This is a genomic window from uncultured Erythrobacter sp. (assembly GCF_947499705.1).
Classification (GTDB): Bacteria; Pseudomonadota; Alphaproteobacteria; order Sphingomonadales; family Sphingomonadaceae; genus Erythrobacter.
The window spans coordinates 901496-927565 of sequence record NZ_CANMPJ010000002.1 but is presented as its reverse complement, the minus strand read 5'-3'; the positions used below and the strand labels follow the sequence as shown (position 1 = coordinate 927565).

28 protein-coding genes and 1 tRNA gene are annotated in these 26070 nt (G+C 60.4%); 14 read left to right on the top strand and 15 right to left on the bottom strand.

Annotated features, from left to right (window positions below):
* Positions 1 to 23: 23 nt before the first annotated feature.
* Together rplA and rplK are read right to left on the bottom strand one after the other, a co-directional pair.
* A complete protein-coding gene (rplA, locus tag Q0837_RS17465) occupies positions 24 to 716 on the bottom strand; it encodes a 50S ribosomal protein L1 (RefSeq protein ID WP_298471699.1) in 693 nt (230 codons plus the stop codon).
* A 4-nt stretch (positions 717 to 720) separates the two neighbouring features.
* A complete protein-coding gene (gene rplK / locus Q0837_RS17460; RefSeq protein WP_298471697.1) occupies positions 721 to 1152 on the bottom strand; it encodes a 50S ribosomal protein L11 in 432 nt (143 codons plus the stop codon).
* 217 nt (positions 1153 to 1369) lie between these two features.
* Here rplK and Q0837_RS17455 point away from each other — a divergent pair, with 217 nt between their 5' ends.
* The 4 genes from Q0837_RS17455 to Q0837_RS17440 all read left to right on the top strand — a co-directional run bounded on the left by Q0837_RS17455 (position 1370) and on the right by Q0837_RS17440 (position 3646).
* The gene (locus tag Q0837_RS17455) at positions 1370 to 1504 is read left to right on the top strand and encodes a hypothetical protein (protein ID WP_298471695.1); all 135 of its coding nucleotides are present in this window, start codon (positions 1370 to 1372) and stop codon (positions 1502 to 1504) included.
* A gap of 93 nt (positions 1505 to 1597) precedes the next feature.
* A complete protein-coding gene (locus Q0837_RS17450; RefSeq protein WP_298471692.1) occupies positions 1598 to 2062 on the top strand; it encodes an ABA4-like family protein in 465 nt (154 codons plus the stop codon).
* Complete coding sequence (locus Q0837_RS17445) at positions 2059 to 2889, top strand: hypothetical protein (protein ID WP_298471690.1); 831 nt, start codon at positions 2059 to 2061, stop codon at positions 2887 to 2889. Before Q0837_RS17450 ends, Q0837_RS17445 begins: the two co-directional genes overlap by 4 nt.
* A gap of 94 nt (positions 2890 to 2983) precedes the next feature.
* Positions 2984 to 3646 (top strand): hypothetical protein, encoded by a 663-nt coding sequence (locus Q0837_RS17440; RefSeq protein WP_298471688.1) that lies wholly within the window; start codon positions 2984 to 2986, stop codon positions 3644 to 3646.
* A 241-nt stretch (positions 3647 to 3887) separates the two neighbouring features.
* On the opposite strand, the gene nusG is transcribed toward Q0837_RS17440, so the two are convergent.
* Together nusG and secE are read right to left on the bottom strand one after the other, a co-directional pair.
* Positions 3888 to 4424, bottom strand: a complete 537-nt coding sequence (nusG, locus tag Q0837_RS17430; RefSeq protein WP_298471683.1) for a transcription termination/antitermination protein NusG — start codon at positions 4422 to 4424, stop codon at positions 3888 to 3890.
* Between the two features lie 40 nt (positions 4425 to 4464).
* Positions 4465 to 4686, bottom strand: a complete 222-nt coding sequence (secE, locus tag Q0837_RS17425) for a preprotein translocase subunit SecE (protein ID WP_298471680.1) — start codon at positions 4684 to 4686, stop codon at positions 4465 to 4467.
* Positions 4687 to 4981: 295 nt separating this feature from the next.
* Here secE and Q0837_RS17420 point away from each other — a divergent pair, with 295 nt between their 5' ends.
* Positions 4982 to 6520, top strand: coding sequence for a sodium:alanine symporter family protein (locus Q0837_RS17420; protein WP_298471676.1), 1539 nt, complete (start codon positions 4982 to 4984; stop codon positions 6518 to 6520).
* A 52-nt stretch (positions 6521 to 6572) separates the two neighbouring features.
* Here Q0837_RS17420 and Q0837_RS17415 read toward each other — a convergent pair whose 3' ends face one another.
* Positions 6573 to 6722, bottom strand: a complete 150-nt coding sequence (locus Q0837_RS17415; protein ID WP_298471673.1) for a hypothetical protein — start codon at positions 6720 to 6722, stop codon at positions 6573 to 6575.
* A 130-nt stretch (positions 6723 to 6852) separates the two neighbouring features.
* Positions 6853 to 7002, bottom strand: a complete 150-nt coding sequence (locus tag Q0837_RS17410; protein WP_298471672.1) for a hypothetical protein — start codon at positions 7000 to 7002, stop codon at positions 6853 to 6855.
* Between the two features lie 322 nt (positions 7003 to 7324).
* Between Q0837_RS17410 and Q0837_RS17405 the strand changes: the two genes are divergently transcribed.
* Positions 7325 to 7798 (top strand): hypothetical protein, encoded by a 474-nt coding sequence (locus Q0837_RS17405; RefSeq protein ID WP_298471669.1) that lies wholly within the window; start codon positions 7325 to 7327, stop codon positions 7796 to 7798.
* Positions 7799 to 7825: 27 nt separating this feature from the next.
* Here the strand turns inward: Q0837_RS17405 and Q0837_RS17400 are convergent.
* Positions 7826 to 7901, bottom strand: a tRNA-Trp gene (locus Q0837_RS17400).
* Positions 7902 to 8010: 109 nt separating this feature from the next.
* On the opposite strand from Q0837_RS17400, the gene aat reads away from it, so the two are divergent.
* Positions 8011 to 8733, top strand: a complete 723-nt coding sequence (aat, locus tag Q0837_RS17395) for a leucyl/phenylalanyl-tRNA--protein transferase (protein ID WP_298471667.1) — start codon at positions 8011 to 8013, stop codon at positions 8731 to 8733.
* Here aat and Q0837_RS17390 read toward each other — a convergent pair.
* From Q0837_RS17390 to Q0837_RS17375, 4 genes are all read right to left on the bottom strand, one after another.
* Positions 8682 to 9185, bottom strand: coding sequence for a DUF2155 domain-containing protein (locus Q0837_RS17390; RefSeq protein WP_298471665.1), 504 nt, complete (start codon positions 9183 to 9185; stop codon positions 8682 to 8684). The genes aat and Q0837_RS17390 overlap by 52 nt on opposite strands.
* Positions 9186 to 9193: 8 nt before the next feature.
* Positions 9194 to 9613, bottom strand: coding sequence for an NADH:ubiquinone oxidoreductase subunit NDUFA12 (locus Q0837_RS17385; RefSeq protein ID WP_298471844.1), 420 nt, complete (start codon positions 9611 to 9613; stop codon positions 9194 to 9196).
* Positions 9614 to 9907: 294 nt separating this feature from the next.
* Positions 9908 to 10420, bottom strand: coding sequence for a DUF192 domain-containing protein (locus Q0837_RS17380; protein WP_298471663.1), 513 nt, complete (start codon positions 10418 to 10420; stop codon positions 9908 to 9910).
* A complete protein-coding gene (locus tag Q0837_RS17375) occupies positions 10414 to 10992 on the bottom strand; it encodes a RecX family transcriptional regulator (protein ID WP_298471662.1) in 579 nt (192 codons plus the stop codon). Before Q0837_RS17375 ends, Q0837_RS17380 begins: the two co-directional genes overlap by 7 nt.
* A gap of 220 nt (positions 10993 to 11212) precedes the next feature.
* Between Q0837_RS17375 and Q0837_RS17370 the strand changes: the two genes are divergently transcribed.
* Complete coding sequence (locus Q0837_RS17370) at positions 11213 to 12946, top strand: fatty acyl-AMP ligase (RefSeq protein ID WP_298471661.1); 1734 nt, start codon at positions 11213 to 11215, stop codon at positions 12944 to 12946.
* A gap of 7 nt (positions 12947 to 12953) precedes the next feature.
* On the opposite strand, the gene Q0837_RS17365 is transcribed toward Q0837_RS17370, so the two are convergent.
* Positions 12954 to 14417 carry a TIGR00341 family protein gene (locus Q0837_RS17365; protein WP_298471659.1) on the bottom strand — a complete coding sequence of 488 codons (1464 nt, stop codon included), beginning with the start codon at positions 14415 to 14417 and terminating at the stop codon, positions 12954 to 12956.
* A gap of 290 nt (positions 14418 to 14707) precedes the next feature.
* Here Q0837_RS17365 and Q0837_RS17360 point away from each other — a divergent pair, with 290 nt between their 5' ends.
* The 5 genes from Q0837_RS17360 (at position 14708) to Q0837_RS17340 (ending at position 20358) form a co-directional block, all read left to right on the top strand.
* Positions 14708 to 15940, top strand: a complete 1233-nt coding sequence (locus Q0837_RS17360; RefSeq protein WP_298471656.1) for a toxic anion resistance protein — start codon at positions 14708 to 14710, stop codon at positions 15938 to 15940.
* A gap of 11 nt (positions 15941 to 15951) precedes the next feature.
* Positions 15952 to 16716 (top strand): hypothetical protein, encoded by a 765-nt coding sequence (locus Q0837_RS17355; RefSeq protein WP_298471654.1) that lies wholly within the window; start codon positions 15952 to 15954, stop codon positions 16714 to 16716.
* A gap of 11 nt (positions 16717 to 16727) precedes the next feature.
* A complete protein-coding gene (locus tag Q0837_RS17350) occupies positions 16728 to 17030 on the top strand; it encodes a polyhydroxyalkanoic acid system family protein (RefSeq protein WP_298471651.1) in 303 nt (100 codons plus the stop codon).
* Positions 17031 to 17203: 173 nt separating this feature from the next.
* Positions 17204 to 17803 (top strand): biliverdin-producing heme oxygenase, encoded by a 600-nt coding sequence (locus Q0837_RS17345; RefSeq protein WP_298471649.1) that lies wholly within the window; start codon positions 17204 to 17206, stop codon positions 17801 to 17803.
* On the top strand, positions 17803 to 20358 hold the full coding sequence (locus Q0837_RS17340) for an HWE histidine kinase domain-containing protein (RefSeq protein ID WP_298471647.1): 2556 nt from the start codon (positions 17803 to 17805) through the stop codon (positions 20356 to 20358). The genes Q0837_RS17345 and Q0837_RS17340 overlap by 1 nt, the downstream gene beginning before the upstream one ends.
* Positions 20359 to 20376: 18 nt before the next feature.
* Here Q0837_RS17340 and Q0837_RS17335 read toward each other — a convergent pair whose 3' ends face one another.
* Genes Q0837_RS17335 through Q0837_RS17325 form a run of 3 tightly spaced genes read right to left on the bottom strand, consistent with a single transcriptional unit; the run spans position 20377 to position 23012 of the window.
* On the bottom strand, positions 20377 to 21183 hold the full coding sequence (locus Q0837_RS17335) for a class I mannose-6-phosphate isomerase (protein WP_298471644.1): 807 nt from the start codon (positions 21181 to 21183) through the stop codon (positions 20377 to 20379).
* Complete coding sequence (locus Q0837_RS17330; RefSeq protein ID WP_298471640.1) at positions 21180 to 22223, bottom strand: mannose-1-phosphate guanylyltransferase; 1044 nt, start codon at positions 22221 to 22223, stop codon at positions 21180 to 21182. Before Q0837_RS17330 ends, Q0837_RS17335 begins: the two co-directional genes overlap by 4 nt.
* Before the next feature lie 60 nt (positions 22224 to 22283).
* Complete coding sequence (locus Q0837_RS17325; RefSeq protein WP_298471637.1) at positions 22284 to 23012, bottom strand: energy transducer TonB; 729 nt, start codon at positions 23010 to 23012, stop codon at positions 22284 to 22286.
* Between the two features lie 100 nt (positions 23013 to 23112).
* Between Q0837_RS17325 and Q0837_RS17320 the strand changes: the two genes are divergently transcribed.
* Entirely contained in the window at positions 23113 to 26070 is a 2958-nt protein-coding gene (locus Q0837_RS17320) for an ATP-binding protein (protein WP_298471634.1), read from the top strand.

Below are 26070 nucleotides of genomic sequence, written 5' to 3'. Positions count from 1 at the left end.
GATGCGTGCTCGCCCCAAACAAATTACGCGCCTTCAACCTCTGCAGTGTCGATCTTCAGGCCTGGGCCCATGGTCGACGTGAGCGAGATCTTCTTCACATACTTGCCCTTGGCACCCGAAGGCTTGGCCTTCACGATCGCCTGGGTCAGCGCTTCAAAGTTCGCTTTGATGTCCTCGTCCTTGAACGACATCTTGCCGATACCGGTGTGGATGATGCCCATCTTCTCGACGCGGAATTCGACCTGGCCGCCTTTGGCGTCCTTTACGGCCTGCTCCACGTTCGGGGTGACGGTGCCCAGCTTCGGGTTCGGCATCAGGCCCTTCGGACCAAGCACTTTACCGAGACGGCCGACAACACCCATCATGTCCGGCGTGGCAATCACGCGGTCATAATCGAGGTTGCCTGCCTGCATGTCTTCCATCAGGTCTTCAGCGCCAACCTTGTCGGCTCCGGCTGCGGTCGCCTTCTCTGCATTGTCGCCCTTGGCGAACACAGCGACCTTCACGTTCTTGCCGGTGCCCGAAGGCAGCGAGACCATGCCGCGAACCATCTGGTCGGCGTGGCGCGGATCGACACCCAGGTTGATCGCAATTTCGACAGTCTCGTCGAACTTGCTCTTGTGCTCGCGCAGGGTCGCGATTGCTTCGTCCACGGAGTAGAACTTTTCGCGGTCGAGTTCAGCGACGGCTTTTTGCTTTTTCGTCAATTTTGCCATGGGTTCAGCCCTCCACCACTTCGAGGCCCATCGAACGGCAAGAGCCTTCGATGATTTTCATGGCCTGATCGATATCGTTCGCGTTGAGATCAGCCATCTTGGCTTCCGCGATTTCCTTCACCTGACTCTTCTTGATCGAGCCAGCGACAACCTTGCCCGGCTCTTTCGAACCCGACTTCAGCTTGGCAGCCTTCTTGATCATGTAAGAGGCCGGCGGGCTCTTGTAGGTGAAGGTGAACGACCGGTCGGCATAGACGGTGATCGTGGTTGGGATCGGGGCGTTCTTTTCAAGGTCCTGCGTCGCGGCGTTGAACGCCTTGCAGAATTCCATGATGTTGACGCCGCGCTGACCCAGCGCCGGGCCGATTGGCGGCGACGGGTTTGCAGTGCCCGCAGGCACCTGCAATTTGATATAGCCTTCGATTTTCTTGGCCATGTGGCCTTTCCTTTCGCACTGTCTCCTTCGCCTGCTCATCCACGAGTTGGTCGAAGGATCATGTTAAGCGGTCGAGCAGCTCGATTTCTCGCGCCTCCCGCATGGATTTCCCGTCGATGTGAAGGGAGCGGCGCAAATAGTCGCAAGTGAAACGAAGATCAACAGAAAGGTGTGACTACAGCGAAGTTGACACACCTGACACGGTGTCAGGCAGCGAATGGGGCCTGACACCCGCAGAAACAGGTCGATTTTCGCCGAAAAGGCGAAGTTGACACTTCTCCAACCCGAAACGCTCTTCAAACAGGGTGTGCAAGTCGCCATCGGGCCGCACTGGCAGATGATGGCCGAGTAGGAAAACCGTCTCCTCCCAGCAGGTGTGTTAGCTGCACTAGACACCCCCAGACGAGAGCCCTAAACCCTTGCAAGAGCTATCGAAGGGGCGAGAATGCCAACACCCGAGCAATATTTCGGCTGGGCAGGCCAGGCAGCGATGCTGGGCTGGCTGATCCTGATCTTTCTGCCCCGGCGCTGGCCGCTGCTGGTCGCGGTGCCGCGCTATGTCATCCCGTTCGGGCTCTCGTTGCTCTATTCGGGCCTCGCGATGTCGCACATACTGACAGTTGAAGGTGGCGGCTTCGGATCGTTTGCGGAGGTCAAGACGCTGCTGTCGAACGACTGGGCGCTGCTGGCCGGATGGATCCACTACCTCGCCTTCGACCTGTTCATCGGCGGCTGGATCGCGGTCCAGGCCGACAAGGTCGGCATCTCGCGTCTGGTGCAGGCCCCGATTCTGCTCGCGACTTTCATGGCCGGACCGCTTGGCCTCGCGCTGTTTCTGGCGATGCGGGTAGGCTACATCCGGATTGCCGCCAGCGCCGACGATCTACCAAGAATGGGAGCACCGGCATGAGCGTGTCTACCCAGCCGCAAAGGGTCTGGATGCCGTTCGCGGCGCAACTCGACAATGACCGCCTGACGCGCCTGTTGCTGACCTATGCGCTGTTCATGGGGGCGGCCTTCATTGTCTTCATTCCGGCATGGGTCATGGACACGCGGCTGCTCGACAGCGCCGCAATCTGGACCAAGCCGCAAAAGTTCAATCTGTCCTTTGTGGTACACTTCATCACGCTCGCGATCCTCGCTCAGCAAATCCCGCGCGAATCCCGCCGTGGTCCGGGTCTGATGACCTTCGCCTATCTCGCCGGGGTCGGGCTGGTGTTCGAGTTTGTCTATCTCAACACTCAGGCAGCGCGCGGCGTACGCTCGCATTTCAACAATGATGGCGTGTTCGAACAGGTCATGTATGCGCTCATGGGCCTCGGCGCGGTGCTGCTGATGACGATCGCGGTCGCGATTGCGGTGCAGGTATGGCGCAAGGCAGACCGGTCGCAGCGCGGATTGTGGCTGGGCACCATCGTCGGCTGCATCGGGGCCTTCATCACCACCGTCGTCTTCGGCTTCTACATGTCGGGCGAAGGACGCTATGTCGGCGCGCCGCTGACCGGTGGCGGCGAGGTCATCCCGTTCTTCGGCTGGAGCCGAGAATATGGCGACCTGCGCCCCGCCCACTTCGTCAGCATGCATATGTTGCAGACCATTCCGTTTGCGGGATGGATAGCCGACCGACTGCGCTGGAACGGGACAATTTTGGTAATTGTCACGGCACTCGCGCAGATCGCTCTGGCGACGCTCCTATTCATGCAGGCGAATGCCGGGCAGCCAATGTGGCCAGCCTAAGGGCGAAACCGATGCCTCGTTGTCTCCGTGCAGAGTCTTTTATTGTTAAGCAAATCAGCCTAATGGACATCAAAACGCCATCAGGGGGCAATCCATGATCCATATCGCCGTCCGCGTCCGCGAACTGGTTTCCAGCAATGTCGATACTCTGGTCAACAAGGCCGGAGAGCAGCACAAGATGCTGCGCCTGTTGCAAACGGAAATCGAAGAAGCGCTGATCGGCCTGCATGGGGATGTCGCAAAGAGCCGTCGCGAGCACGACCGCCAATCGCATGCCGAGCAACAGCTTTCAGTGACTGCGGAAGAGTGGACCGCCAAGGCCAAGATCGCCGTCGACCATGGCCGCGAAGACCTGGCCCGTGCAGCACTGCTGGCCCGCGAAAGCGAGCGCAAAAAGGTCTCTGCAATGCAAGGCCAGATCGGCGAGCTCGCCGATCAGATCGCAGAAATGGAATCGGCCATTGCCGAACTTGAGGAAAAGCGCACGCATGTCGGCGCGCGGATAGCGGACTTGCCGAAGCCGGAGGAGAAGTCCGGCAAAGCGGGCGATAGCCGCACGGCTCGCAAGATGGACCGCATCGATGCGCTTGATCGCCGCGCCGGTTTTGCAGGCACCGACACAGAAGACCTCGCCCCGGAAAGCATCGAAGCGGAAATCGCAGCGCTGCAACAAGGCAGCGCGATCGATGCAGAACTGGAAGCGATGAAAGCGCCTGCTCCAGCGCCCGCCAAACGGACGCGCAAGAAAGCGAAGTGAGGCTAGCCCAAGCGGCGACCCATCATTCGGAGTCGCTTTGGGTGAGCTCGTGGCGCGGGGTTTTCATCCCCTTGGTTCGGCTCGTCAGGTGGAACTGCCTGCACAACTCGCAGCGATAAGCGCGCAATTTGAACGGTGCCGCTTGAGCGGAAAGCTCCGCATCTTCACGGGTCGCAAAACGCTTCTTTTTTCGGCAAGTTCCGAGGCGTGTCTTCATTGACGCGCCGCCAGCCCGGCAGGCTTACTTGACCAGCTCGACCTGTTCGAATTCGAGCTCGACCGGTGTTGCGCGGCCAAAGATCGAAACGCTGACCTTGACCTTTGCCTTGTCGAAATCGAGTTCCTCGACCACGCCGTTGAAGCTTGCGAATGGACCGTCGAGCACTTTGACCTGATCGCCGATTTCGTAATCGACGCTGACCTGCTGCTTCGGTGCTGCCTTGGCTTCTTCGACTCCGCCGAAATAGCGCGCCGCTTCTTTTTCGCTGATCGGCTGCGGCTTGTTGCCTGAGCCGAGAAAGCCGGTGACCTTCGGGGTGTTCTTCACAAGGTGATACACGTCGTCGGTCATGTTGAGCTTGGCGAGAACATAGCCGGGCATGAACTTACGTTCGACCTGAACCTTTTTGCCGCGTTTGACCTCGGTCACGGTCTCGGTCGGAACTTCGACTTCTTCGACGCCTTCGGACAGGCCCAGACGCTCAGCCTCTGAGAGGATGGCTTCCTTGACCTTGTTTTCGAAGCCCGAATAGGCGTGGATGATGTACCAGCGAGCCATGGATTATCCCTGAAGAATCAATTGGGTGAAATGCTGCGGATCAGATCAGCGACAGCAGGAAATTGACGATCGCATTGAATGCGCTGTCGATCCCGAGAAAGAACAGCGACATCACAACCATCATGATGAAAACGAAAATCGCGGTGCGGATCGTCTCTTCACGTGTGGGCCAAACGACCTTGCTGGTCTCCGCGCGAACCTGGTTCACGAACTCGGGCAAAGATGTCTTGCGCTTCTTTTCTTCGGCCATGAGAGCAGCCATTTCCTTCAATGCGTAATTGCCTTCGCTTTCAGGTAGGGCTCTGCGCCGCCCCGGACAAGGTCCGGGAGGGGCTAAGATTGCTACCGATGTCGGAAGACGCGTGTGCCAATACGCTCGGTCCCGCGCGAATGCAAGCGTGGTTGGCGGTGTTTCTTGGCCGCTTGGGTTGCCGGGATGCATCACATGCGAGGCGCTTTCCCCAAAGGGGCTAGCCTTTGCAACGCTGCGCCATTAGCGTGCAGCCCTTGATTTGAGCCTAGACGGTAACAGGCAGCATTCAGGGGATTTCTCACACATGGCAGCCAATGAAGCGGGCGCGGTCAGCCTGATCGATCGCGTAACCAACATCTCGGATTTCATCTGGGGCGGAACCTGGAACGGCGAATTGGTGTCGTGGCTCTCGGTCGGCGGACAGCCGATTCCCCCGATGGTCATCATCCTGCTAGGCGCTGGCCTGTACATCATGTTCGGGCTGAAATTTTACCCGATCCGTCAGCTTGGCAGCGCTTTCAAAGGCCTGTTCGCCGGCCGCAAGGGCGAAGGCGACGGCGAGATTTCACCCTTTGCAGCGCTCTCAACCGCGCTTTCCGGTCAAGTCGGCACGGGTAATCTGGCCGGTGTCGCAACAGCGATCGCGCTGGGCGGACCGGGCGCGATTTTCTGGATGTGGATCACCGCCTTGATCGGCATGGCATTGGCCTTTGCCGAGGGTTCGCTGGCTATCCGATACCGCGAAAAGACTTCCGACGGCGTCTATCGTGGCGGTCCGATGAGCTACATCATGATGGGTCTTGGCCCGAAATGGACGTGGCTCGCGATCCTGTTCTGCATCGGCACCTTGTTCTCAGCGATGGTCACGGGCAATTCGATCCAGGCCAACGCGGTGGCGGACGGGCTCAACGAACTGTTCGGTATCGAGGAATGGCTCGGCGGGGCAATCGTAGCGGTTGCGGTGTTCGTAGTGATCATCGGCGGGATCAAGTCGATCGGTAGCGTGGCCGAGAAAGTCATTCCGTTCATGGCCGCCGCGTACATCGTCATGGCGGTCATCGCGCTGGCGCTGAACATTCAGGATATTCCGGCCACATTCGGCCTGATTTTCCATGGCGCGTTCAACCCGCAAGCAGCAACCGGTGGATTTGTCGGCGCAGCGATTGCCCTTGCAATCCGTGCCGGTGTGGCGCGCGGTCTGTTCTCCAACGAGAGCGGTCAGGGTTCGACACCGATCGCTCACGCGGTCGCGCAGACCAACGATCCGCAGCAGCAGGGCCGCATGGCGATGCTCGGCTGTTTCATCGACACGATCATTATCTGCACCATGACGGCGCTGGTGATCCTGACCGTACAAGGCGATTTCACCGGCAATGGTGAAGCGGTCGCCCATGCGTGGAATTCTGATCTTCAAGGGTTCGCGATGACCAGCGGCGCCTTTGCTGCAGCCTTCCCGTTCGAGATCGCTTCGATCCCGCTCGGTACGCTGATCGCCTCGACTGCGCTGATCCTGTTCGTGTTCACCACATTGCTGACATGGAGCTATTACGGCGAACGTGCGATCACCTTCATCTACGACCGCATCCCGGGTTCGACCCGCGGTGGTGAGAAGATCCTGCACTTCATCTGGCGCGTCCTATGGTGCGTGGTGATCTATGTCGGGTCGACGCAGGACCTGACACTGGTTTGGCGTCTAGGCGACATCTCCAACGCGGCGATGGCGCTGCCCAACCTTATCGCGTTGCTGCTGCTGTCGGGAGTGGTGTTCAAGCTGGCCCAGGGCGACAAGACCGCTGGCAAGACCTACGGCGCGGAAACGCCTGAAGAGCCGGTCGAATATTGATGGGAATGGGGCGCTCAAAAGACCAATAAAGAGCGCCCCTGCCCCCAAGAACTCAGAACCGCCCGAGAAGTTTCTCAAGCCAACTCGGCTCGTTCATCGAACGCACCGGGCCATAGGCAATCGCACGCAGATAGGGATCGCGAAACGGGCGTGGGCTGCTCCAGGCATCGGGTCCCGAAGTGCGGAAACTGTACTGGGTCATGATCATCCTCCTGCTTTGCGTCGATTGCTCGACTGAACGATGATGTGACACGGTCGGTCTGGCGCAAAGCTGACCGCAATCGTTAGGCTGCGTTCAGTTAAGGAGCTCGCAACCTGAACAATACCCTTTGCTATGTACGCCGGAACAGTCGTTGCATCAGGCTCGGCTCCTCCATCGGGCGGATCGGGCCATGCTTGTGCCGCCGCAAAATACCATCCTTGTAAGGCGTCTGGGATACGCCGATAATTTCGGCATTGGATCGACGAAACTGTCCGCTCATTCTTGGGATCTCCGGCAATACGCCGCGCGATTGGCGCTACGCTTCAGGCCTTGCGCTGATGCACCTGAGTTAATCGAGAATGTGCGACCCAGCGATTAGGTTTTTGTGCGGATGGACAATCCGATCACAAGGGAATTTGCCACATCCACCCGTGATCCGCGCTATCGCCAAGCCTTATTCGGTGACACAATCGAACTCGGCAGAAAGCTTAACGCCGACCAACCTGAACATTCAGTTTGGATGCGCATTTCCTGAACTACCCAGGAGAGCAAGGTCGCGCTGGTTGAAGCACTAAAGGGGGAATGGAACCATGCGAATTCCAATGATCAGATTTGCGGCAATTGCGTCCGCGTCACTCGCACTCGCGCTTGGATCGGCGGCGCCGAGGGCGCAAACATTCAGTGACAATGAAGGGAGCCTCAAATCGTGCAAAGCGGCGAATGTCGGCTTGCGCGATCTCGCGATAAACGCACAGGGCAGCGGCGTTCGCAGCTTTTACGAAGGCGCCGCGCTTGTGCTTCAGGTCGATCAGATCGAGCCCGCAGCAGCCTCCGCCGGGATCGTCGTGCTGCTGATCGACCCGCAAAGCGAGCTAGGCGACCGCAATTGCTATGCCGCGACCGGCTTCAATGGCCTTAATCTGGACAACGCAAAATCGTCCTACGCCCCTTCAACGGGAGTGACGCTGCGCATTCCCGCGATGAACTATGATGCCGAAACTGGCACCAGCAAACCCGGACGCGCATTGGTGCTGACGATCAACGCTGCCACCGGAACCGTCACGGCGACACGCTAGGCATTCGTAACCGGGTTTTGAGAGAAATGGCAGGGGCACAGAGACTCGAACTCTGGACCTTCGGTTTTGGAGACCGACGCTCTACCAACTGAGCTACGCCCCTGCAGGAGCCGCGCCCTTTATCCGAGCGTTGGCTGATAGGCAACACAGGATATCGCATCCGGTTTATGTCGTGGCTGGCGCGGCTATCTGGCGCTGCTATTGAGAAGGCCATGCATTCGCCGATCCGCGCCCCTATTCCGGTTGAGACATTGCTGCTCGCTTATCGCAGCGGGATATTCCCGATGGCCGATGCGCGCGAGGATACCGAGGTCTTCTGGGTCGAGCCGCGCGACCGTGCGATCATTCCGCTCGAAGGGCTGCATATCTCGAAGAGCCTGCGCAAAGCGATCAGGCAGGATCGGTTCATCGTCACCATCGATCAGGCGTTCGAACGGGTCATCCGCGCATGCTCTGAGCCGCGACCGGGGCATGAAGAAAGCTGGATCAGCGAACGGATCGTGGCGAGCTATCTGCAGTTGCACCAGAGCGGGCATGCGCATTCGGTGGAATGCTGGTTGGCGCCAGAGGACGGCACTGATGCGACGCCCAGCCTGGTGGGGGGGCTTTACGGCGTGTCCTTCGATCAGGTGTTCTGCGGCGAAAGCATGTTCAGCCAGGCCGACAACGCCAGCAAGGTCGCGCTTGCCTGGCTGGTGGCGATGATGCGGCAGGCTGATTTCAAGCTGCTCGACTGCCAGTTCATGACCGATCATCTGGCGTCGATGGGAGCGGTTGAGATGCCGCAAAAGGATTATCTCAAACTGGTGCGGCAGGCACGCGGAATGCCGCGCTCAACTTTGCGAGACGCCTTCGCTCACTTCTCCGATAACGAAGGCGAACCTCACTCGTCGCCAGGGAAGCTCATCGCGCAGTCTTTGACCCAAACGTCGTAGACGGGGTGCTCCACCACGTTGAGGCTGGGCGATTCCTTGAACAGCCAGCCGGAAAAGACGCGGGTGTGGTTGTTGTTGCCGCGCTCGCGGACATCGACCTGCACGAAGGCACCGGTTTCCTGCGGCATTTCCCACGGCGCAGTCCGCTCGCAAGCTGACAGGCGCACGATGACCGGGCCGACTTCGCGGGTTTCACCTGGGCTCATTTCGAGGTCTTCGCTGAGATTGTTGCGCTTGTTGAGCAGGCCGATCGTTGCGACGCGCTCTGCCATGGGCGTGGCTTCGCCAACTACGCCTTCGTCTGCGGCAGCCTCTTCGGGCGCATCCGTTTCTTCAGCCTCATTGGCAGCGGCCTCGGTCAGCGGAACTTCAACCGTTTGGGCTTCGTCCGGTTCGCTTTCGCAAGCTACCAGAGTTAGCAGCGCAGCGGCAGGCAAGATCAAGCGCAGCATATTCGCGCTCAGCCCTCGGGGGACCATGCCTCGTAATCGCCATCGGCGCGCGCACGTTGGCCGCCGCGCTCGATTGCGCCTTGCGGGCGGTACGCAGCCGCCGTGCCGGTCGCATTCGGCGTGTAGTCCGCTTCCCAGATCTTCGGCGGCGGCAAATGGCTTTCAGGAACATCATCACCCGAACCGTGCAGCCAGCCATGCCATTCGGCAGGCACGCGGCTCGAATCGTTGGCACCGGCATAGATCACCCAGCGCTTTTCATTCTGGATGTTGGAACCGGTGTTCACGCCGTCTTTTGCTTTGCGACGATAATATTTGTTGCCCTCGGCATCGGTGCCGACATGCTCACCGCCGGCGCGCGCGGCCCACCAATGCGTGCCAAGCGTCGCGCCATCCCACCAAGTGAAGATTTTTCCGAAGATTCCCATACGGACGCCGTTAGCCGAATTGGATGGGTGCGTGAAGATAGAGTCTTTGTTTTCCGCACGCCCATCCGGGCGCGCGATTTCCTCGCTCATGCGACCTGACGGTCGCGTCGCTGCGGGCGGGCAGTCGCCCTTGCGAGGCCTGAAGGCCTCGGACCATTCCAAGTGACAGCTCTGATCTCATCTGGGGTCGATGGCTTGGTGGCGGAGTACGGTTCGCGTAGCAAACCGCAAGGCCGACCGGCCGCCCGCAGGCCCGCTAAGGGCTGAGGAAATTGCGCGCCGGATGGCGCGCGATCATTCAGGCAAAACGTATTCCACCCGATCACCCGGAACGACACCCAGCTCTTCCATCAAGCCGCGCCGCACTTCGAACACAGCCGATGCCTGCCCGGCCGACGGCACGGATTCGAGCGAATAGGGCACGCCCTCTTCGATATTGCTGATCCGCCCGTCCACGCCGATGAAAACGATATCGAGCGCGACCGGGGTGTTTTTCATCCAGAAACTGCGCGCTTGCGGGGTAGATGATGGAAACAGCATCGCTTCATCGTCCCGCAACTCAGTGCGGAACATCAGGCCGCGGGCTTGCGCCTCAGGCGTGTTGGCAAGCTCGGTATTGAACACAATGCGCTTGTCGCCGCGCACGACCGCGACTTCGATGATCTGAAGCCCGGACGTCGGATGACGCTCAATCGCAGCCTCGCTAGCCGGAACACTTTCGGGAGCCTGCGCGAGCGCCGTATCCGTTTCTGTCGGCGAACACGCTGCCAACAGCGCCGCGCCCAACAATGCAAAAAGTCTCACCATGACCCGTCCCGTTTGTCCTCAGCTTCGTCTTCTTCGGCTTCAGCGAGCCATTCTTCAATGTCGCTTACTCTGTTTGCACCGAGAATGAACCGTGCATGCTCGAAATCATGGCCTGCGCGCAGCATTGCGGCAATCTGTTTCTCTTTTGCGGCGCGTTGGATCTCGGCGGCGGCGGCGGGATCGATCCTGTTACCAAACACTCCGAAACCGCGCTTTCTTGCCAGCAAGATCGCTGCGCGGCGGCTATCCGCTTCACCAGGAGCGTGGGCGCCGCGCACCTCCTCATCGACCCCGGCGGCCCAAAGCGCTTGTTCGACACGGCGTTTGCCATATCCGCGCGCTGTCAGATCGCGGCTGCGCGCTCTGGCGTAAGCATCGTCATCGACATAGCCGAGCTCGATCAACCGCGTGACCATCCCCGTCACATCCAGCTCGACCGCGCGGCCATCTTCGTTTTCCGCCACGCCGCGTTCGCGGATCTTTCGCGCCAGATAGCCTTCCAGCTTGGCGCCGGTCGTTGCGTACCGCGCAGCATAAGACAGGGCGAGATCACGCAATGCGGTCTCGTCCAACGGACGCCTTTTGCGAGCCTTGCGCCCGCGATCATCGCCGCCTTTTTTGCGTCGGGACGATGACAAATTGGTATCTCGTGAAACCATTTCGCCTTATTCGTGCCACAGTCCTTATCAAATGGGAAAAAATTCGGAGCGCAGCGGAATTGACTTCTGCTGTGTCGGGGACACGTTAGGGCGCGTAAGGCCGCGCCGCAAACTACGGGTATCGCGAAGAAATATGACCGACGCCGCAATGACGCCGACGCCGAACGATTGCGACCTACCTCGCATTCGTGCGCAATTTGCAACCTTCAATGAAGCGATCGACTACGCTGCTCGCAGCAAAAAAGGTCTCAATTTTCACGATATGCGTGGACAACTTTCGCGCGTCTATCCGTTCTCGGAGATGCGTGAAGATGCGTTGGTCACGGCTCGCCGCCTGATCGCGGCTGGGATCGGCAAAGAAGATCGCGTTGCCTTGATCGCCGAAACTGGCCCAGATTTCGCGGCCCTGTTTTGCGCCTGCGTCTATGTCGGTGCCTGGCCGGTGCCCTTGCCTTTGCCGACCACATTCGGCGGCAAGGAAAGTTTCATTGATCAGCTCGCCGTGCAATTGCAAAGCTCAGACCCGGCGATGCTGATCTATCCCGAAGAGATCGCCGAAATGGCCAGCGCCGCCGCCGCCAAGCAAGGCTGCAAGAGCGAAAGCTGGCAGGATTTCGAGCAGCGTGAGGCACCCGAATGCGAGCTGCCTGAGGCCGATCCGGAAGACATTTGCTACCTGCAGTATTCCAGCGGTTCGACCCGCTTCCCAACCGGGGTCGCCGTCACGCATAAGGCTTTGCTGCACAATCTCTATGGCCATTCCACCAGCATGCAGCTGGGTGAGAATGAGCGCTGCGTCAGCTGGCTGCCATGGTATCACGATATGGGTCTGGTCGGCTGTTTCCTGTCGCTCATCGCCAACCAGGTATCAGGCGACTATTTGAAACCCGATGCGTTTGCACGCCGACCGCTCGCATGGCTGGACATGATCAGCCGCAACGAGGGATCGACGCTCTCCTATTCACCGACCTTTGGCTACGACATCTGCGCACGCCGCATTTCCAGCCAGAGCAACGTCGCTGAGCGCTTCGACCTGTCGCGCTGGCGCGTCGCGGGCAACGGTGCAGACATGATCCGCCCGGACGTGATGCAAAGCTTCGTCAATGCATTCTCTGAAGCTGGCTTTCAGGCGAGCGCCTTCACGCCGTCCTATGGCCTCGCCGAAGCGGTGCTGGCCGTGACAGTCATGCCGCCAGGCGAAGGCATCCGCGTAGAATTGGTCGAGGAAGAGCGCTTGTCGGGGACACCCCGCGACCTATCGCGGCCCGCTCGCTATCGCGCCATCGTGAATTGCGGCAAGACGCTGCCGGATATGGAAGTCCAAATACGCGGTGAGGAAGGCCATTCGCGCGGAGATCATCAAATCGGCAAGGTCTGGTGCCGCGGGCCGAGCGTGATGCATTCTTATTTCCGCAACGAAGAAGCGACCAATGACTGTCTCGTTGATGGCTGGCTGGACACCGGAGACATGGGCTACACCGCCGATGGCTATCTGTTCATCGTAGGCCGGGCGAAGGACATGATCATCATCAACGGCAAGAACCATTGGCCGCAGGATATCGAATGGGCGGTTGAGCAGCTACCAGGCTTCAACCACGGCGATATCGCCGCCTTCGCGGTTGAAACCGACAATGGCGAAGAAGCGCCAGCAGTGCTCGTTCATTGCCGTGTCTCAGACCCGGTCGAGCGGGTGAAGCTGCGCGAGCAAATCTCGGACAAGGTCCGCTCGGTCACCGGGATGAGCTGCGTCGTCGAACTGGTCCCGCCGCGCACTCTTCCGCGCACCAGTTCGGGCAAGCTCAGCCGCGCCAAGGCGAAGAAGCTGTACCTGTCAGGCGAGATCGTTCCGCTAAAGCTGGCGGCCTAAGCCGGAATTATTCCGCTGGGGATGCCCATTCGGCGCGCATAGTCCCGGTACCCGGTTGAACGGTCACACTGACTCCGCGCATTCCCAGTATCTCGGCGGCCTGCGCGCATTCATCCGGATCGCCGATCAGTACGATTGGCAGGTCGATACGCTTCGATGCCCATTCGATAGTGCTCAGCGCGCGGGCGCCCGCGATGGTCGGGCCGTCTTCCTGAAACGGGATAGCTTGGGGCAGTTCGCCCACCGGCGGCAGCAGTTCGACGGTCCAATCCGGCTCGGTTGCTGCGATCCTTTGCTCAAGCCCGCGATAGGCCGCCAGACTGGCCCCTTCGAGCCGCTGCGCTCGAACCATTGCGCGGCGGCGCGTCCGATCGACAACAACGTCGGCTTCGGGCACGCCAGCGGCCAGCGCTAGACGTTGCGCCAGATCTTCGACCCGCGCATTCTCGGCCGCTTCCTCACTGGCACGAGCGGCGGATAGCTGAGCCTGCTGCGCTGCGCTCGCGCTGGTCCCGACCTGGAACTGCGTCAGCGTCAGTTCGATGTCCTGGCCCAGTCGCGATTCCAAAGCCCGCTCGATTTCCGCCTCCACTTCGGGGCGCGGTGTCGGCGTGTAAATCGACGCCGAGACGATGATCGGGTCGGACCGGAAATCCACGTCGAGCCGCGATATCTCCGAACCGTCGGTAAACGGTTCCTCAATTTCGGCCCGGATCACGCGCTGCGAGTTAGTCTGAAAAGCGATCTGCTGGAGCGAGAATGCCAACGGCACCGCGAGACCGATAAAGACTACGACCACGGCAAAGTTCTGCGCCTGCGTCTGGCGCGTGCTCAGCGTGGTCTTGAAGCCATATAGCCGCGCCATCGCCCACGCGGTCAGCGCGATGGTGATGAGGTTGGTGACATACAGCAGCAGCGCGCCGGAAAAGACCGTCCAATTCCACGTCGCGAGACCAAAGCCGACAACCGCGAGCGGCGGCATCAAGGCGGTCGCAATCGCCACGCCGACAATTGTGCCCTCGCGCCCCTTGATCATTGCGTAGGCACCGGCAAGCGCGGAGAACAAGGCCACAAACAAGTCGAACAGGTTGGGCTGAGTCCGCGCCGCGATCTCTGGCGTTATCGTCTGGATCGGCGACATGAAGACAAGCAGCGCCGTCAGCCCGACCGCCATCACCGTACCCCAGGCCAGACTGCGGGCGGATTGCTTGAGCCATTGGTAGTCGCCAATCGCCAGCGCGAATCCGAGCCCCATGATCGGGTCCATCAGCGGCGACAGGAGCATTGCGCCGATCACAACCGCTGGTGAAGACAGCAGCAGGCCGAGCACGGCAATGCCGCCGCTCATCGCGGTCATGAACAGATAGCGTTCCGACATCGCGCATTCGGCACGGCGTTTTTCGATCACCTGAGCTTGATCGACCGTCCCGACGACGTCTTGCCGCCACCATCTCTGAAGACTGAACAACACTCGGCGGAACGAAGATTGCGACCGCAAAACCTGCCCAGCTGACGCCTCTATGCCATCGCTATTGGGCGCGCCCTCATTGGACGCTGATGTATCGGACTGTTCGCTCACATCGGCGATCTACGCGGAATCGCGGGCAAAAAAAAGCGCATACGCAAATGATTGGACTGCCGGGCGTGAAACGGGCAATCTTGAATCTCGTGTTTTAGATCACTAATACAGTTAGAGCCAGTCAGGACCGCGAAGCGAGGCACGAGGCCAGTCGAGCGCGGATGAGGGAGCAGACGAACCGCATGAGCACCGAAACCACGCCCGAAACGAAAATCGCAACCGCCACCAAAACCGCGACCGATTTCGAGCTGACACCGCCCGATCCGGTGCCGGTTGTTGCGCCGGAAAAGGCTGCTGGTCTTGTTCCTGTCTCCACCGAAGAGAAAACCAAGCTCGATACCAAGGTCGATAGCTTTGTTGACGAGCTCGTAGCGCAAGATGCCAATTCGCCCGCCTTTGGCGAGAAAGTCGATCAGATTACCCGCATGGGTCAGGAGCAAATCCGCGCCGCTGCAGCGATGTCGAACCGCTTCCTTGATCGCCCGGTCCGCGCCATGGACAGCGACAGCAGCGTCGGCACCGATCTCGCAGAGCTTCGCCGCACGGTCGAGGACCTCGATCCGGGCCGCAAGAGCAAGCTGCTGACCCCGCGCAAGCTGTTCGGTATCATCCCGTTTGGCAACAAGCTGAAGAACTACTTCGACAGCTACACCTCCTCGCAGGGCCACATTCAGGCGATCCTCGAACGACTCGATTCCGGTAAGAAAGAGCTGCACCTCGATAACGCTGCGATCGACACCGAACGGCAGAAGCTGTGGGAGGCGATGGGCGAGCTGGAGCAGATGATCCACATCGCCAAGACGCTGGACGAGCGGCTTGAGCAGAAGGCGCTCGAACTCGACAGCTCCGATCCTGAGAAAGCCAAGGCGCTGCGCGAGAGCGCGCTGTTCTATGTCCGCCAGCGCACGCAGGACTTGCTGACCCAGATGGCAGTCAGCGTACAGGGCTATCTCGCGCTCGATCTGGTCAAGAAAAACAATGTCGAGCTGGTAAAAGGGGTCGACCGCGCCAGCACGACCACGGTTGGCGCGCTGCGCACCGCTGTGACGGTGGCACAGGCGATGACCAATCAGCGGTTGGTGCTGCAGCAGATCACTTCGCTCAATCAGACCACCAGCGACATCATCGATTCGACCAGTACGCTGCTGCGCGAGCAGACCGGCCAGATCCACGAACAGGCGGCCGCCTCCACGATCCCGCTGGAGACGCTGCAACGCGCATTCCAGAACATCTATGACACGATGGACGAGGTGGACGAGTTCAAGGTCCGCGCGCTCGACAGCATGAAGCAAACCGTCACAGTGCTCTCCAGCGAAGTCGAGAAGTCGAAAGGCTACATAGCCCGCGCGGAAGGTCAGGCCCAGGCGCAAGCGAAAGTCGCCTCCGAACCATCGCTTTTGGCGCTGGATAGGTGAGCCAAAAACAGATGACCGACACGACCAACCAATCCGATCAGATCCTGAGCGCGGCGGGCCAGTCGCTGCAGGTGCAGCGCAGTGGCGGTAGGCATCGTCCAGGTGAAAGCATCGGGCAGGGTTCAGCCGGCATCAAGACGAAAAACCTGCTCAAGAAGGTTCGCAACGTCGTGCTAGCGGTGTTCGCGATTTGGCTGGGCGCTGGCATTGCCGGAGCAATGTTCAGCGGGATCGGGTTTTGGGGCGTCATGGGTGTGGTTGTCGCCACGGCAATCGCAATCGCGGTGTTTTCGAGCTTCCCCAAGGTCAAGGTGCCCAAGCGCGCCGAGCTTACCCAAGGCAAGCCGCAGCAGATGGTTGCCCGCACCGAACTCTGGCTCGAAGCGCAGCGCCCGGCCCTGCCGCCGCCCGCAGCAAAGATCGTCGACGATCTGGGCGTGCAGCTTGATGCACTCGGGCTGCAATTGGAAACGGTCGACGCAAACCACCCGAGCGTGCGCGAAGTGCGCGAGCTAGTCGGCGAATATATCCCTGAGACGATCGAGAATTACCGCAAGATCCCCGAGCACCTTCGCAAGGAAGCGCATGCGGGCAAGAATGCCGATGAGCGCCTGACCGACAGCCTCGGCAAGCTGTCGGGCGAAATCGACCGCGTCACCCGCCGCATGGCCGAAGGCGCATTGGACGATCTGGCGATCAAGGACCGCTATCTCGAATACCGCTATGGCGGCGACGAACTGCTCGAAGAACTGAACCAGTCCGGGCGCAAGGACTGAGCGCCCGCCCGATGCGCGTTACCCTCCCTCACAAGCTTGGACGCGAAGAAGTGCGCCGCCGTATGCACGCACATGGTCACGAAATTGGCAGCTACTTCCCGCCCGGAATGGCGACAGTCGAAACCGATTGGCCCAATGAGGATCAGATGGACCTGCTGATCACCGCTGCAGGCCAGCGAATCGATGGCCGGATCGAAGTGTATGACGAGCAAGTCATCATCGATATGGACTTGCCTGCGATCCTCGGCTTCCTGCGTGGCACGCTGGAGCGGGCGGTACGCCGCCATGGCGGGAAATTGCTAGAAAAAGGCTAATACCAAGCAACATCAGGCCCCTCGCTGGAACGGGTGTAAATTCCTGCAAACTGGAGCAAACTTACGTGCCAATATCGAATTGTCCGTAAACCACGCGGTTTGCATAAGCGGTCCACATCTGTCATTTTAGTTGGACAGTCGATGTGTATAACACGGCTTACACTTGATGAGGAGTGCGGGCCATCGGCTATTCCGGCAAGACTGAAAATTTGCGCACCTCGCTTCGCGGGGCAACGGCTAGCGCGCATGACCTGCTCGACAGTTCAATGCGCGCGGCAAGCGGCTGGACCTCGCTGGACGATTACGCGCAGTTCCTGACACTGCAATACGCCGCCCGTGCTCCGGTCGAAAAATGGCTTGCCGACAACGCCCCGACCGACAGCGCCCCACCCCCGCAATGTCCCGCGATTGCCCGCGATCTCGCTGTGCTGGACCGGCCCCTTCCCGCCTCCTCCACCCCCTTCGAATTGCCCGACATCGCGCAAAGCGAAAGCCATACGCTCGGCGCCGCGTGGGTGCTCGCAGGCTCTTCGCTCGGTAATCTCTCGATTCTGAAAGAACTGCGCCGCGCTGGCCATGATGACTGGCCGCACGCCTTTCTCGGCGATGATGCGATGTTGAGCTATTGGCAGAGCCTGCGCCGCCGGATCGAGCGCCCGGCCGATATCGCCGAAGTCGAGGCAGCCAGCGAGGCAGCCACCGCAGTCTTCGACCACTTCCTGCGCTTTGCTCGGGGCACAGCCGAAAACAAGAATACCCCGGAATTGGCCTGATGAACGTACAATCGCGTAAACCCGACCTGAGCGAATGTGATCGCGAAGCGGTTCACCTGATCTCGGCCGTGCAGCCGATTGGCGCGCTGATCGCCGTCAATGGCGATTGGGCAATCGCACATCGGTCAGCGAACGTTGCGGAAATGCTCGGGCTAGAGAACAATCCGCCCACTGGAACGGCCTTGACCGATCTGTTTCAGCCTCGCGCGATCGACGATCTGCGTACGGCGCTGCAAAGGATCGACCGGGATGACGGTGTCGAGCGCCTATTCGGCCTTCGCCTGACGACCGGCGGCGAGCTGTTCGACTGCGCGATCCACCCCACAGGCGGCACGATCGTGATCGAATTCGAGCCACATGCTGAAAACGAATATGCCGATCATCTGAGCATGGTTGGTCCGGTCCTTTCCAAACTTGAGCCGATCCGCGAACTCCAGCCGCTTTGCGACACAGCTGCAACGCTAGTGCGCCAAATGCTCGGCTATGACCGGGTGATGGTCTACCGGTTCCATCCGGATGACAGCGGCGAAGTGGTCGCCGAGGATCGCCGCAAAGACCTCGAGCCCTATCTCGGCCTGCGGTATCCACGCGCCGACATTCCGCAACAAGCCCGCGAGCTGTTCCGCCGGAACAAGGTCCGTATCATCGGCGACATGTCGGCCGCATCTGTTCCAATCGAACCTGCGGTCTCATTAGATGGTGAGCCACTCGACCTGTCGATGAGCGTGCTGCGCGCGCATTCGGAAATGCACGTTCAATATATGAAAAACATGGGCGTCGACGCGTCGATGACGATTGCAATCGTGCGTCAGGACCGGCTGTGGGGCATGATCTCCTGTCACCATTATTCGCCTAAGGTTCCGCCATACTCACTGCGCACTGTGGCTGAGATGTTCAGCCAGTTGTTCTCGATGATGCTGGACCGTTTGCTGATCGACCGGTCGGAAAAACTCCGCAGCCGCGGACGGCACCTGCACGACCAATTGATGCAGCGCCTCGCCGGTGGCACTTCGCTGGTAGACGGTCTCCCGATGCTCGACGATCTGCTGCAGGACGTGATCCCGCACGACGGCGCAGGAGCCTTTATCAACGGCGACTATCGCTCGCGCGGGGATGGACCGACAAAAGAGCAGTTTCTGGAGTTGCTGCCGACATTGGGCGGCGCACCGATCAGCAACATCATCGCCAGCGACTCGTTGCAGGATCAACTCCCGGAAGCCGCAGTGTTCGCCACGACTGCACCGGGCGCGCTGATCATTCCCATTTCCCGGTCACCACGCGATTATCTGGTCCTGTGGCGCAAGCCGGTTGCGCAGATTGTGACATGGGCCGGAGACCCGACCAAGGCCGTGGCAGCGCCGGGCGAACGGCTTCAACCGCGTGGCAGCTTCGCCGCGTGGCAGGAAACCGTTCAGAATCGAAGCAAGGAATGGACCGAAGATGAGCTGCTGATCGCCGAAGGGTTGCGTGTAACCCTGCTAGAAGTGGTGCTGCGCATGACCGACGAGGTCGCGCGCGAACGACGGCGGGCGCAGGAACAGCAGGAACTGCTGATCGCTGAGCTCAACCACCGAGTTCGCAACATCCTTAACCTCATCCGCAGCCTTGTGGCGCAATCGCAGCACGGTGCGGTGAATGTAGAGGGCTTCGCCTCGATCATCGGCGGGCGGATCGCGGCTCTCGCTTCGGCGCATGACAATATCACGCGCGAGAACTGGGCACCGGCGCCGCTCAGTTCCTTGTTCGAAACTGAGCTGGCGGCCTATATCAGCGAGAAGAAGGACCGCTTTGAGCTCGATGGCGAAGAGGTCCTCGTCAAACCCGAAGCCTACACCGTTCTGGCGCTGGTGGTGCACGAGCTTGTCACCAATTCGGCCAAATATGGCAGTCTGTGCGATCGCCACGGATCGCTTTCGGTCGAACTTGAGCGCAATCGTGACGGCGACTTGCAGATCAAATGGCGCGAGCGCGGAGGTCCACCGGTAAAGCCGCCGCAGCGGCGCGGGTTTGGATCGACAATAATCGAACGCTCGATCCCCTACGAATTGAAAGGCGAGGCAGACCTGCGGTTCAAGCTGACCGGGCTTGAGGCCGATTTTGTTGTCCCGGATCGCTATATCGTGCCCGTCGCATCGAACGATGACCTGAAGAAGTTCGGCTCGAGAGCGGATTCCGAGAAGGGTGGTGCAGATGCCGCGAAAGAATCGCACTACATCCCGCCGCATGTGCTGGTCGTCGAAGACAGCATGATCATCGCGCTCGACACAGAAGAGAACCTGAAGCGGCTGGGTGTTCCAGCCGTCACAGTTGCGAGCAGCGTGGCATCGGCGCTCGACGCGATTGAAAAGCGGGTCCCTGACTTCGCTATTATCGACTTCAATCTCGGCGATGAATCCAGCGAACCCGTTGCCAAGAGGCTCCGCGATCATGGTGTCCCGTTTGTCCTGGCTACCGGATATGCGGAACTGGGCAATCAGGTCGAGGAACTGGGCGCGCAGAGCCTGCTGCGAAAACCCTACGGTCGCAGTGAAATCGAAGAATTGCTGGCCGGTTGAAGCGCCGCAACGCTCGCTTCAGTTGGACCGGGTCAGCAGGGTGACTTCAGCGGCCCCAAAATCGAGCGCATTGAGCGCGGCTGCATAGAGGCACTCGCCTGCTGCAGCCCTTGCCGATCCATCTTTGGCGTGCACTTCGCCTGCGAGCGGAAGGGCCAGCAATCCACCCGGATAGGCTGCGGCGATTGCCGCATCAGGAGCGCCTTCGATCCGGTCCAGCCGGAAATGCGAGCCGTCAATCAAAGTCTGGCCGCGCTCGGTAACAGTGCTGCGATGCTCGGAGGCGTAGGGCACACCCTGCACGACCTCCACCCCGCGTTCGAGATGCAATTCGCGCGGGCGCCCATAATCGTACAGCCGGAAAGTCGTGTCGCTGTTCTGCTGCACTTCGACCAATGACAGGCCCGGCCCGATCGCGTGCACGGTGCCTGCGGGGAGGTAATAGATGTCGCCCGCAGCAACATCGTGCCACGTCAGCAATTGTTCGATCGAGCCGTCGCGTGCAGCCGCTTCGATTGTCGCGGCGTCGACCTCTTCATTGAAACCAATCGCCAGCTGCGCACCCGGTTCGGCATCGAGCACCAGCCAGCACTCTTCTTTGCCGTCCTCTCCGGGACGCGCATTCGCACTGGAAGGGTGAACCTGCACCGACAGCTTCTCGCTGGTGAACAGGTACTTGACCAACAGGTCGGAATGCTCCGGCGGTGGCTCGAACCACAACTCGCCAATCCGCTTGCCCTCCGGCGCGGTGAACGGCTCAGGCAGCGTATCGCGGCCCCAGACCTTCTCAACCAGCTTGGTTGGCAGCTGGCGAACGGCATTCATTGATTGACCGCTCCTGGTAGCTTACCAACTATCTGCGCGCCGTCGCGGGTGGTCACCAGCACTTCGTCGCCCGACACGACGATGCAGACATCTTCCAGCCCGACGGCCGAGACGCGCGGGCCATCGCTGGATGCCATCACATTGCGGCAATCGACCAGATCGGCCGTCCCGCGCACGGAATTGCCATCTGCATCTTGCTCCATCGCGTCCTGCAAAGCGGCCCAATTGCCAATATCGGACCAGCCCATGTCAGCCGGGACCATCGCAGCGCGCCCGGTGTTCTCCATGACTGCGTAGTCGATCGAGTCCCCATCGATTGCCGCAAAGGGCTCTGAAGCTGGGTAGAAGCGCGAACCGTCGTCGCTTCCTTCTGCGACAGCCTTCGCGACCAGCTCTGCCATTTCGGGACGATGCGCTTTCAATTCATCGAGCAGCGCACCTGCCCGGAAAGCAAAAATGCCGCCATTCCAACTGTATTCACCGCTGGCGAGATAGGCCTTCGCGCGCTCAAGATCGGGCTTTTCAACGAAGCGCGCGATCTGGAAACCACCGGGCAGTTCCTCACCACGATGAAGGTAGCCATAGCCGGTTTCCGGATGCGTAGCTGCGATGCCGAATGAGACCATCCAGTTGTCCTGCGCCAGCGCTGCTGCTGCGACGGCGGCCGCTCGGAATTCCGCTTCATCGGCGATATGATGATCGCTCGGGCAGACTAGCATGATGTCGTCCGGCGGCAGCAGCGCCGCCGCCAGCGCGATGGCCGGAGCGGTATTTCGGCCCATCGGCTCGACGATCAAACGGTGTTCGCGCGCCGGTCCAATCTGCGCCTCGATCAGGTCGGTATGCTGAGCCCCAGCTACCACTATCGGCGCACCAAAACGGGCATCGCCCGCCACTCGTCCAACCGCTTGTTCGAACAAAGTCGTATCCCCGATCAGGGGCAGGAACGGCTTCGGCCTGGTCTTGCGACTGACCGGCCAGAGGCGGGTGCCGCTGCCTCCGCACAGGACAACCGGATGTATGGGGCGGGGATCATTCATGCCCAACGCCTTTAGCAGCGCGGGATGGCTTTGCCAGTGCCGACGCAGCAGGTCTGCACATCACCGCTGCCGGAAATCGACGCGATAGCCGTAACGCGCTTCGACGGGATTGCCGCTTCGGTCTGTGGCCGGGTTGAAGCGGATCTTCTCTGCGACCAGCCCGCACACCAATGCTGTGGTTTCAGCATCGACGCTCGATCTGGCGACCGAACAATTTCGCGCCCTGCCATCGGTTGTCACCGTGAAGGCCACCGTCACCGATTTGCCGAACCGCGTCTCGCGCCCACCGGGAGGAACCGGGAAGTCGGATGCGGTGTTCAGACTGCCCGAACGCACGCTCGGCTTGGTCACGGCAACACCGCCCTGCCCGCCGCCGCGATTCCCGCTGCCAGTGCCATCGCCGCTTCCCGCCGCACCGGTCCCGTCGCCCGCTTCACGCGCACCCGACCGGTTGGCTGTTCCCGTCGAAGAGGCGCGTGGTCGCGGTTCGGGCTTGCGCTCGATACGCGGTGACGGCGCAGTGACCGGCTGCGGCACCGCTTCTTCACCCGGTGCGCCCTGCGCGCCCTCATCCGGTTCGGGTTCGTTTTCGGGCGGAGGTGGATCGGGCGGCGCGGTGATCGTGACAGTAAAGGCGGACACCACTTCCCGCTCGACAGTTGACGTGAAATCCGGCGCAAACGCGCGGGCCAACCCATAGAACACCGCGATGTGAAACAGCACGATCGCCGCCAGCAAAGGCCAGCTCGGGCGTCTTCGCAATCTGGACGTGTAGCCCTTCGTCTTCACTGTCAGCTCCGCTCCATTTGATCGGATTCGGACCGATTTGGTCCCAGTTGCGCCCGAAATCGCGCCGATCTCTCTATACGAACTGTTGGAGCATTTTTCGATGGAGCGCACAATCGAGCGCACATTAGACAATTCGGATTTCGACGGATTCAGCTTGGTGACAGCTGGGCGGCTCGACACGCGTAGCCTGATTGCGGCGGCGCTGGGAGCGCTTGGTTTCTGGCTACTCGCGGTCGCGAGCCTTTCGCTTTCCCGCTTCGATTCAATCCTCGCAAGCGTCTGGCTGCCTAGCGCTTGTGCGGTCGCATTCCTGCTGCGAGCCCGGCTGAGCAATGAATTGCCGTTCTATGGCGCGATCTTGGTCGCCGGCACAGTGGCCAATATGGCTGTGGGCACGCCGCTGCAAGTGGCCCTGGTTTTTTCGGTCGCCAACATTCTCAACATTGTAACCGTGACCTTCCTGACACGCCGGTTCTGCGGACATCGGCCGGATATGACCAAACTGGAGCATCTTGCCCGGTTTGTTTGGGCAGGCGGGTTGGTTGGTCCCTGCCTTGCCGCGTCATTTGCGGCGATTGCGATGGGGCCCGACGATACAACCGTCTGGGTCGGGGCAACCGGCTGGTTTCTGACCGACAGTATGGGAATGGTGCTGATCGTACCAACCACCCTGCTGATCTTCGACGCTCTTCGGCAACGTGCCCGCAGCAGCAAAACCCAGTTGGTAGAGCAGGCCATGCTGCTTGTGTTTGGCGTGACCTGCGCCATTCTGGTTTTCCGCCAGAACGCATTTCCGCTGCTGTTCCTGATACCGCCGATCACGCTGCTCCACGCGTTCAGGCTGGGCAGCCTTGGTACCGCTCTGTTCGTCGCACTGCTCGCGGCGGTCGCTTCACTGATGACATGGGCAGGATTGGGGCCGATTTTTGAAGCGAGCGCTTCTGCGATTACCCGTTTGCATCTGATCCAGGCATTCGTCGCGGCAAATTTTCTGACCGGTCTGCCCGTCGCTGCCATCCTGGCCGGGCGCGATCGGATCATGACAGAAATGGAAGCGAGCAAGCGGGAACTCGCGCTTCTTGCGGAGAATGCCACCGACGCGTTGATGTGTTTCGACCTCAATGGTGTTTGCACCTATGCCTCCCCTTCAGTGGAAACCGTGTTGGCAGAGTCGGTTGAGACGTTTCTGGGTCAACGTCCATCGGACCGCATGCATGAGGACGCGCGAGAACGGATCATCCTTGCCCAAGAACGGCTGGTTTCGGGCGAGTCTGATAAGGAGCGCTTCACCTATCGCAGGGTTCACGACAGCGCAGACGGCACTCCGGTCTTCCTCGAGGCTGAGTGCGGAGTCGCTTTCAACCCTGAAACCGGGCGGCGCGAAGGTATCGTGGTATCGGCCCGCGATGTGACCGAGCGGGTCGAGCTGGAATTGCTGCTGACTCGCGCGCGGCGGCATGCCGAGAACGCGGCGCGCGCAAAGTCAGAATTCCTCGCCAATATGAGCCACGAAATCCGCACGCCCATGAACGGTGTTCTGGGCTTCTCGGAGCTCATGCTGCAGGGCGAGCTCGATGAAGAACAACGCCGCCATACGCAAATGATCGTCGAATCCGGTCGCTCGATGATGCTGTTGCTCAACGACATCCTCGATCTGTCCAAGATCGAAGCGGGGCAAATCTCGATCGATCAGGCACCGGCTGATCTTGATGCAACGATCGAGGATTGCGCAGCACTGCACCGACCAACAGCAGAAAAGAAAGGGCTGGAACTGCATGTGGAGCGCGACCGTCACAAGGGTCGCGATGGCGCCGAAAACCACGCATGGGTGATGACCGACGGATTGCGGCTGCGCCAGATCGTGCTCAACCTGATCGGCAACGCGGTCAAGTTTACCGAGCATGGCCATGTGCATGTCAGCTACACGATCGACGATGACCAGTTCTGCGTGCGCATCGCCGATACCGGCATCGGGATCAGCGCGTCGCGGCTGGAGACAATTTTCAAGCCCTTCACACAGGCAGAAAGCGACACATCGCGAAGGTTCGGCGGCACCGGGCTGGGGCTTTCAATCAGCCGGCAATTGGCCGAGCTGCTGGGCGGATTCATCGATGTGGAAAGCGAACCCGGCGTCGGGTCGTGCTTCACCCTGACGCTCCCTGCAACGCGCGCGCTGCCGAATTGCGCTCCGGCTCCTGATGCCGAAGTCTCTCCGTACTTGGAGGAGACCGACATCCTTCCGCAATCGGCGCGGATACTCTTGGCAGAGGATCACGACGTCAATCGTGAACTCGTTGTCGAGATGCTCGAACGGTGCGGGCAATCGGTTGAGATCGCGCATGACGGCAACGAGGCGATTTCGCTGGTGATCGACAGTGTCATGCGCGGAACGCCTTACGATCTGGTGCTTATGGATATCCAGATGCCGGGCTGCGACGGTTATGCCGCGACCCGTGCAATCCGTGGCGAGGGTATCCGCGCAGGTACGCTCCCTATCGTTGCGCTGACCGCGAACGCCTTTCCCGAGGATATTGCAGCCGCTCGCGACGCAGGCATGCAGGCGCATCTCGCCAAGCCGCTCGATTTCGCCGCATTGGCGCGGGTGCTGCAACGGTGGCTCCCAATCCGCATTGTAAGCGAAACCGGCGTCGAGGAAGCCTCAGAAAGTCTGGCAGCGGAAGCCTGCGACGTCGCCACCGAGGAGCTATCTACACGCCACCAGCAGGGATTGGTCCAGTCCCCATCGCTTGTCAGCCGCTGGCATGAAAGGCGGCGCGAAGCGATCGAGGCCGTCCGCACCGCTCTTGAGTACGAAGTGCTGGGCGTGGACGAGGTGAACGTCTCGCAGCGCGCCGAGCTGGCCAAACTGGTCCACAAGATCGCCGGGACGGCAGCCATGTTCGGCGAACCGGAATTGGGCGATCAGGCCGCAGCCTTCGAACGCGCGCTGCGAATGGAACTAAGCCAGGATGTGCAAGAAGCGCTTGCTAGGGAGCTGCTCGAACTCGCTGGCGACGCCGAAGAGAACTGGGAACCGCTGGGCACTACTGGCGAGTAG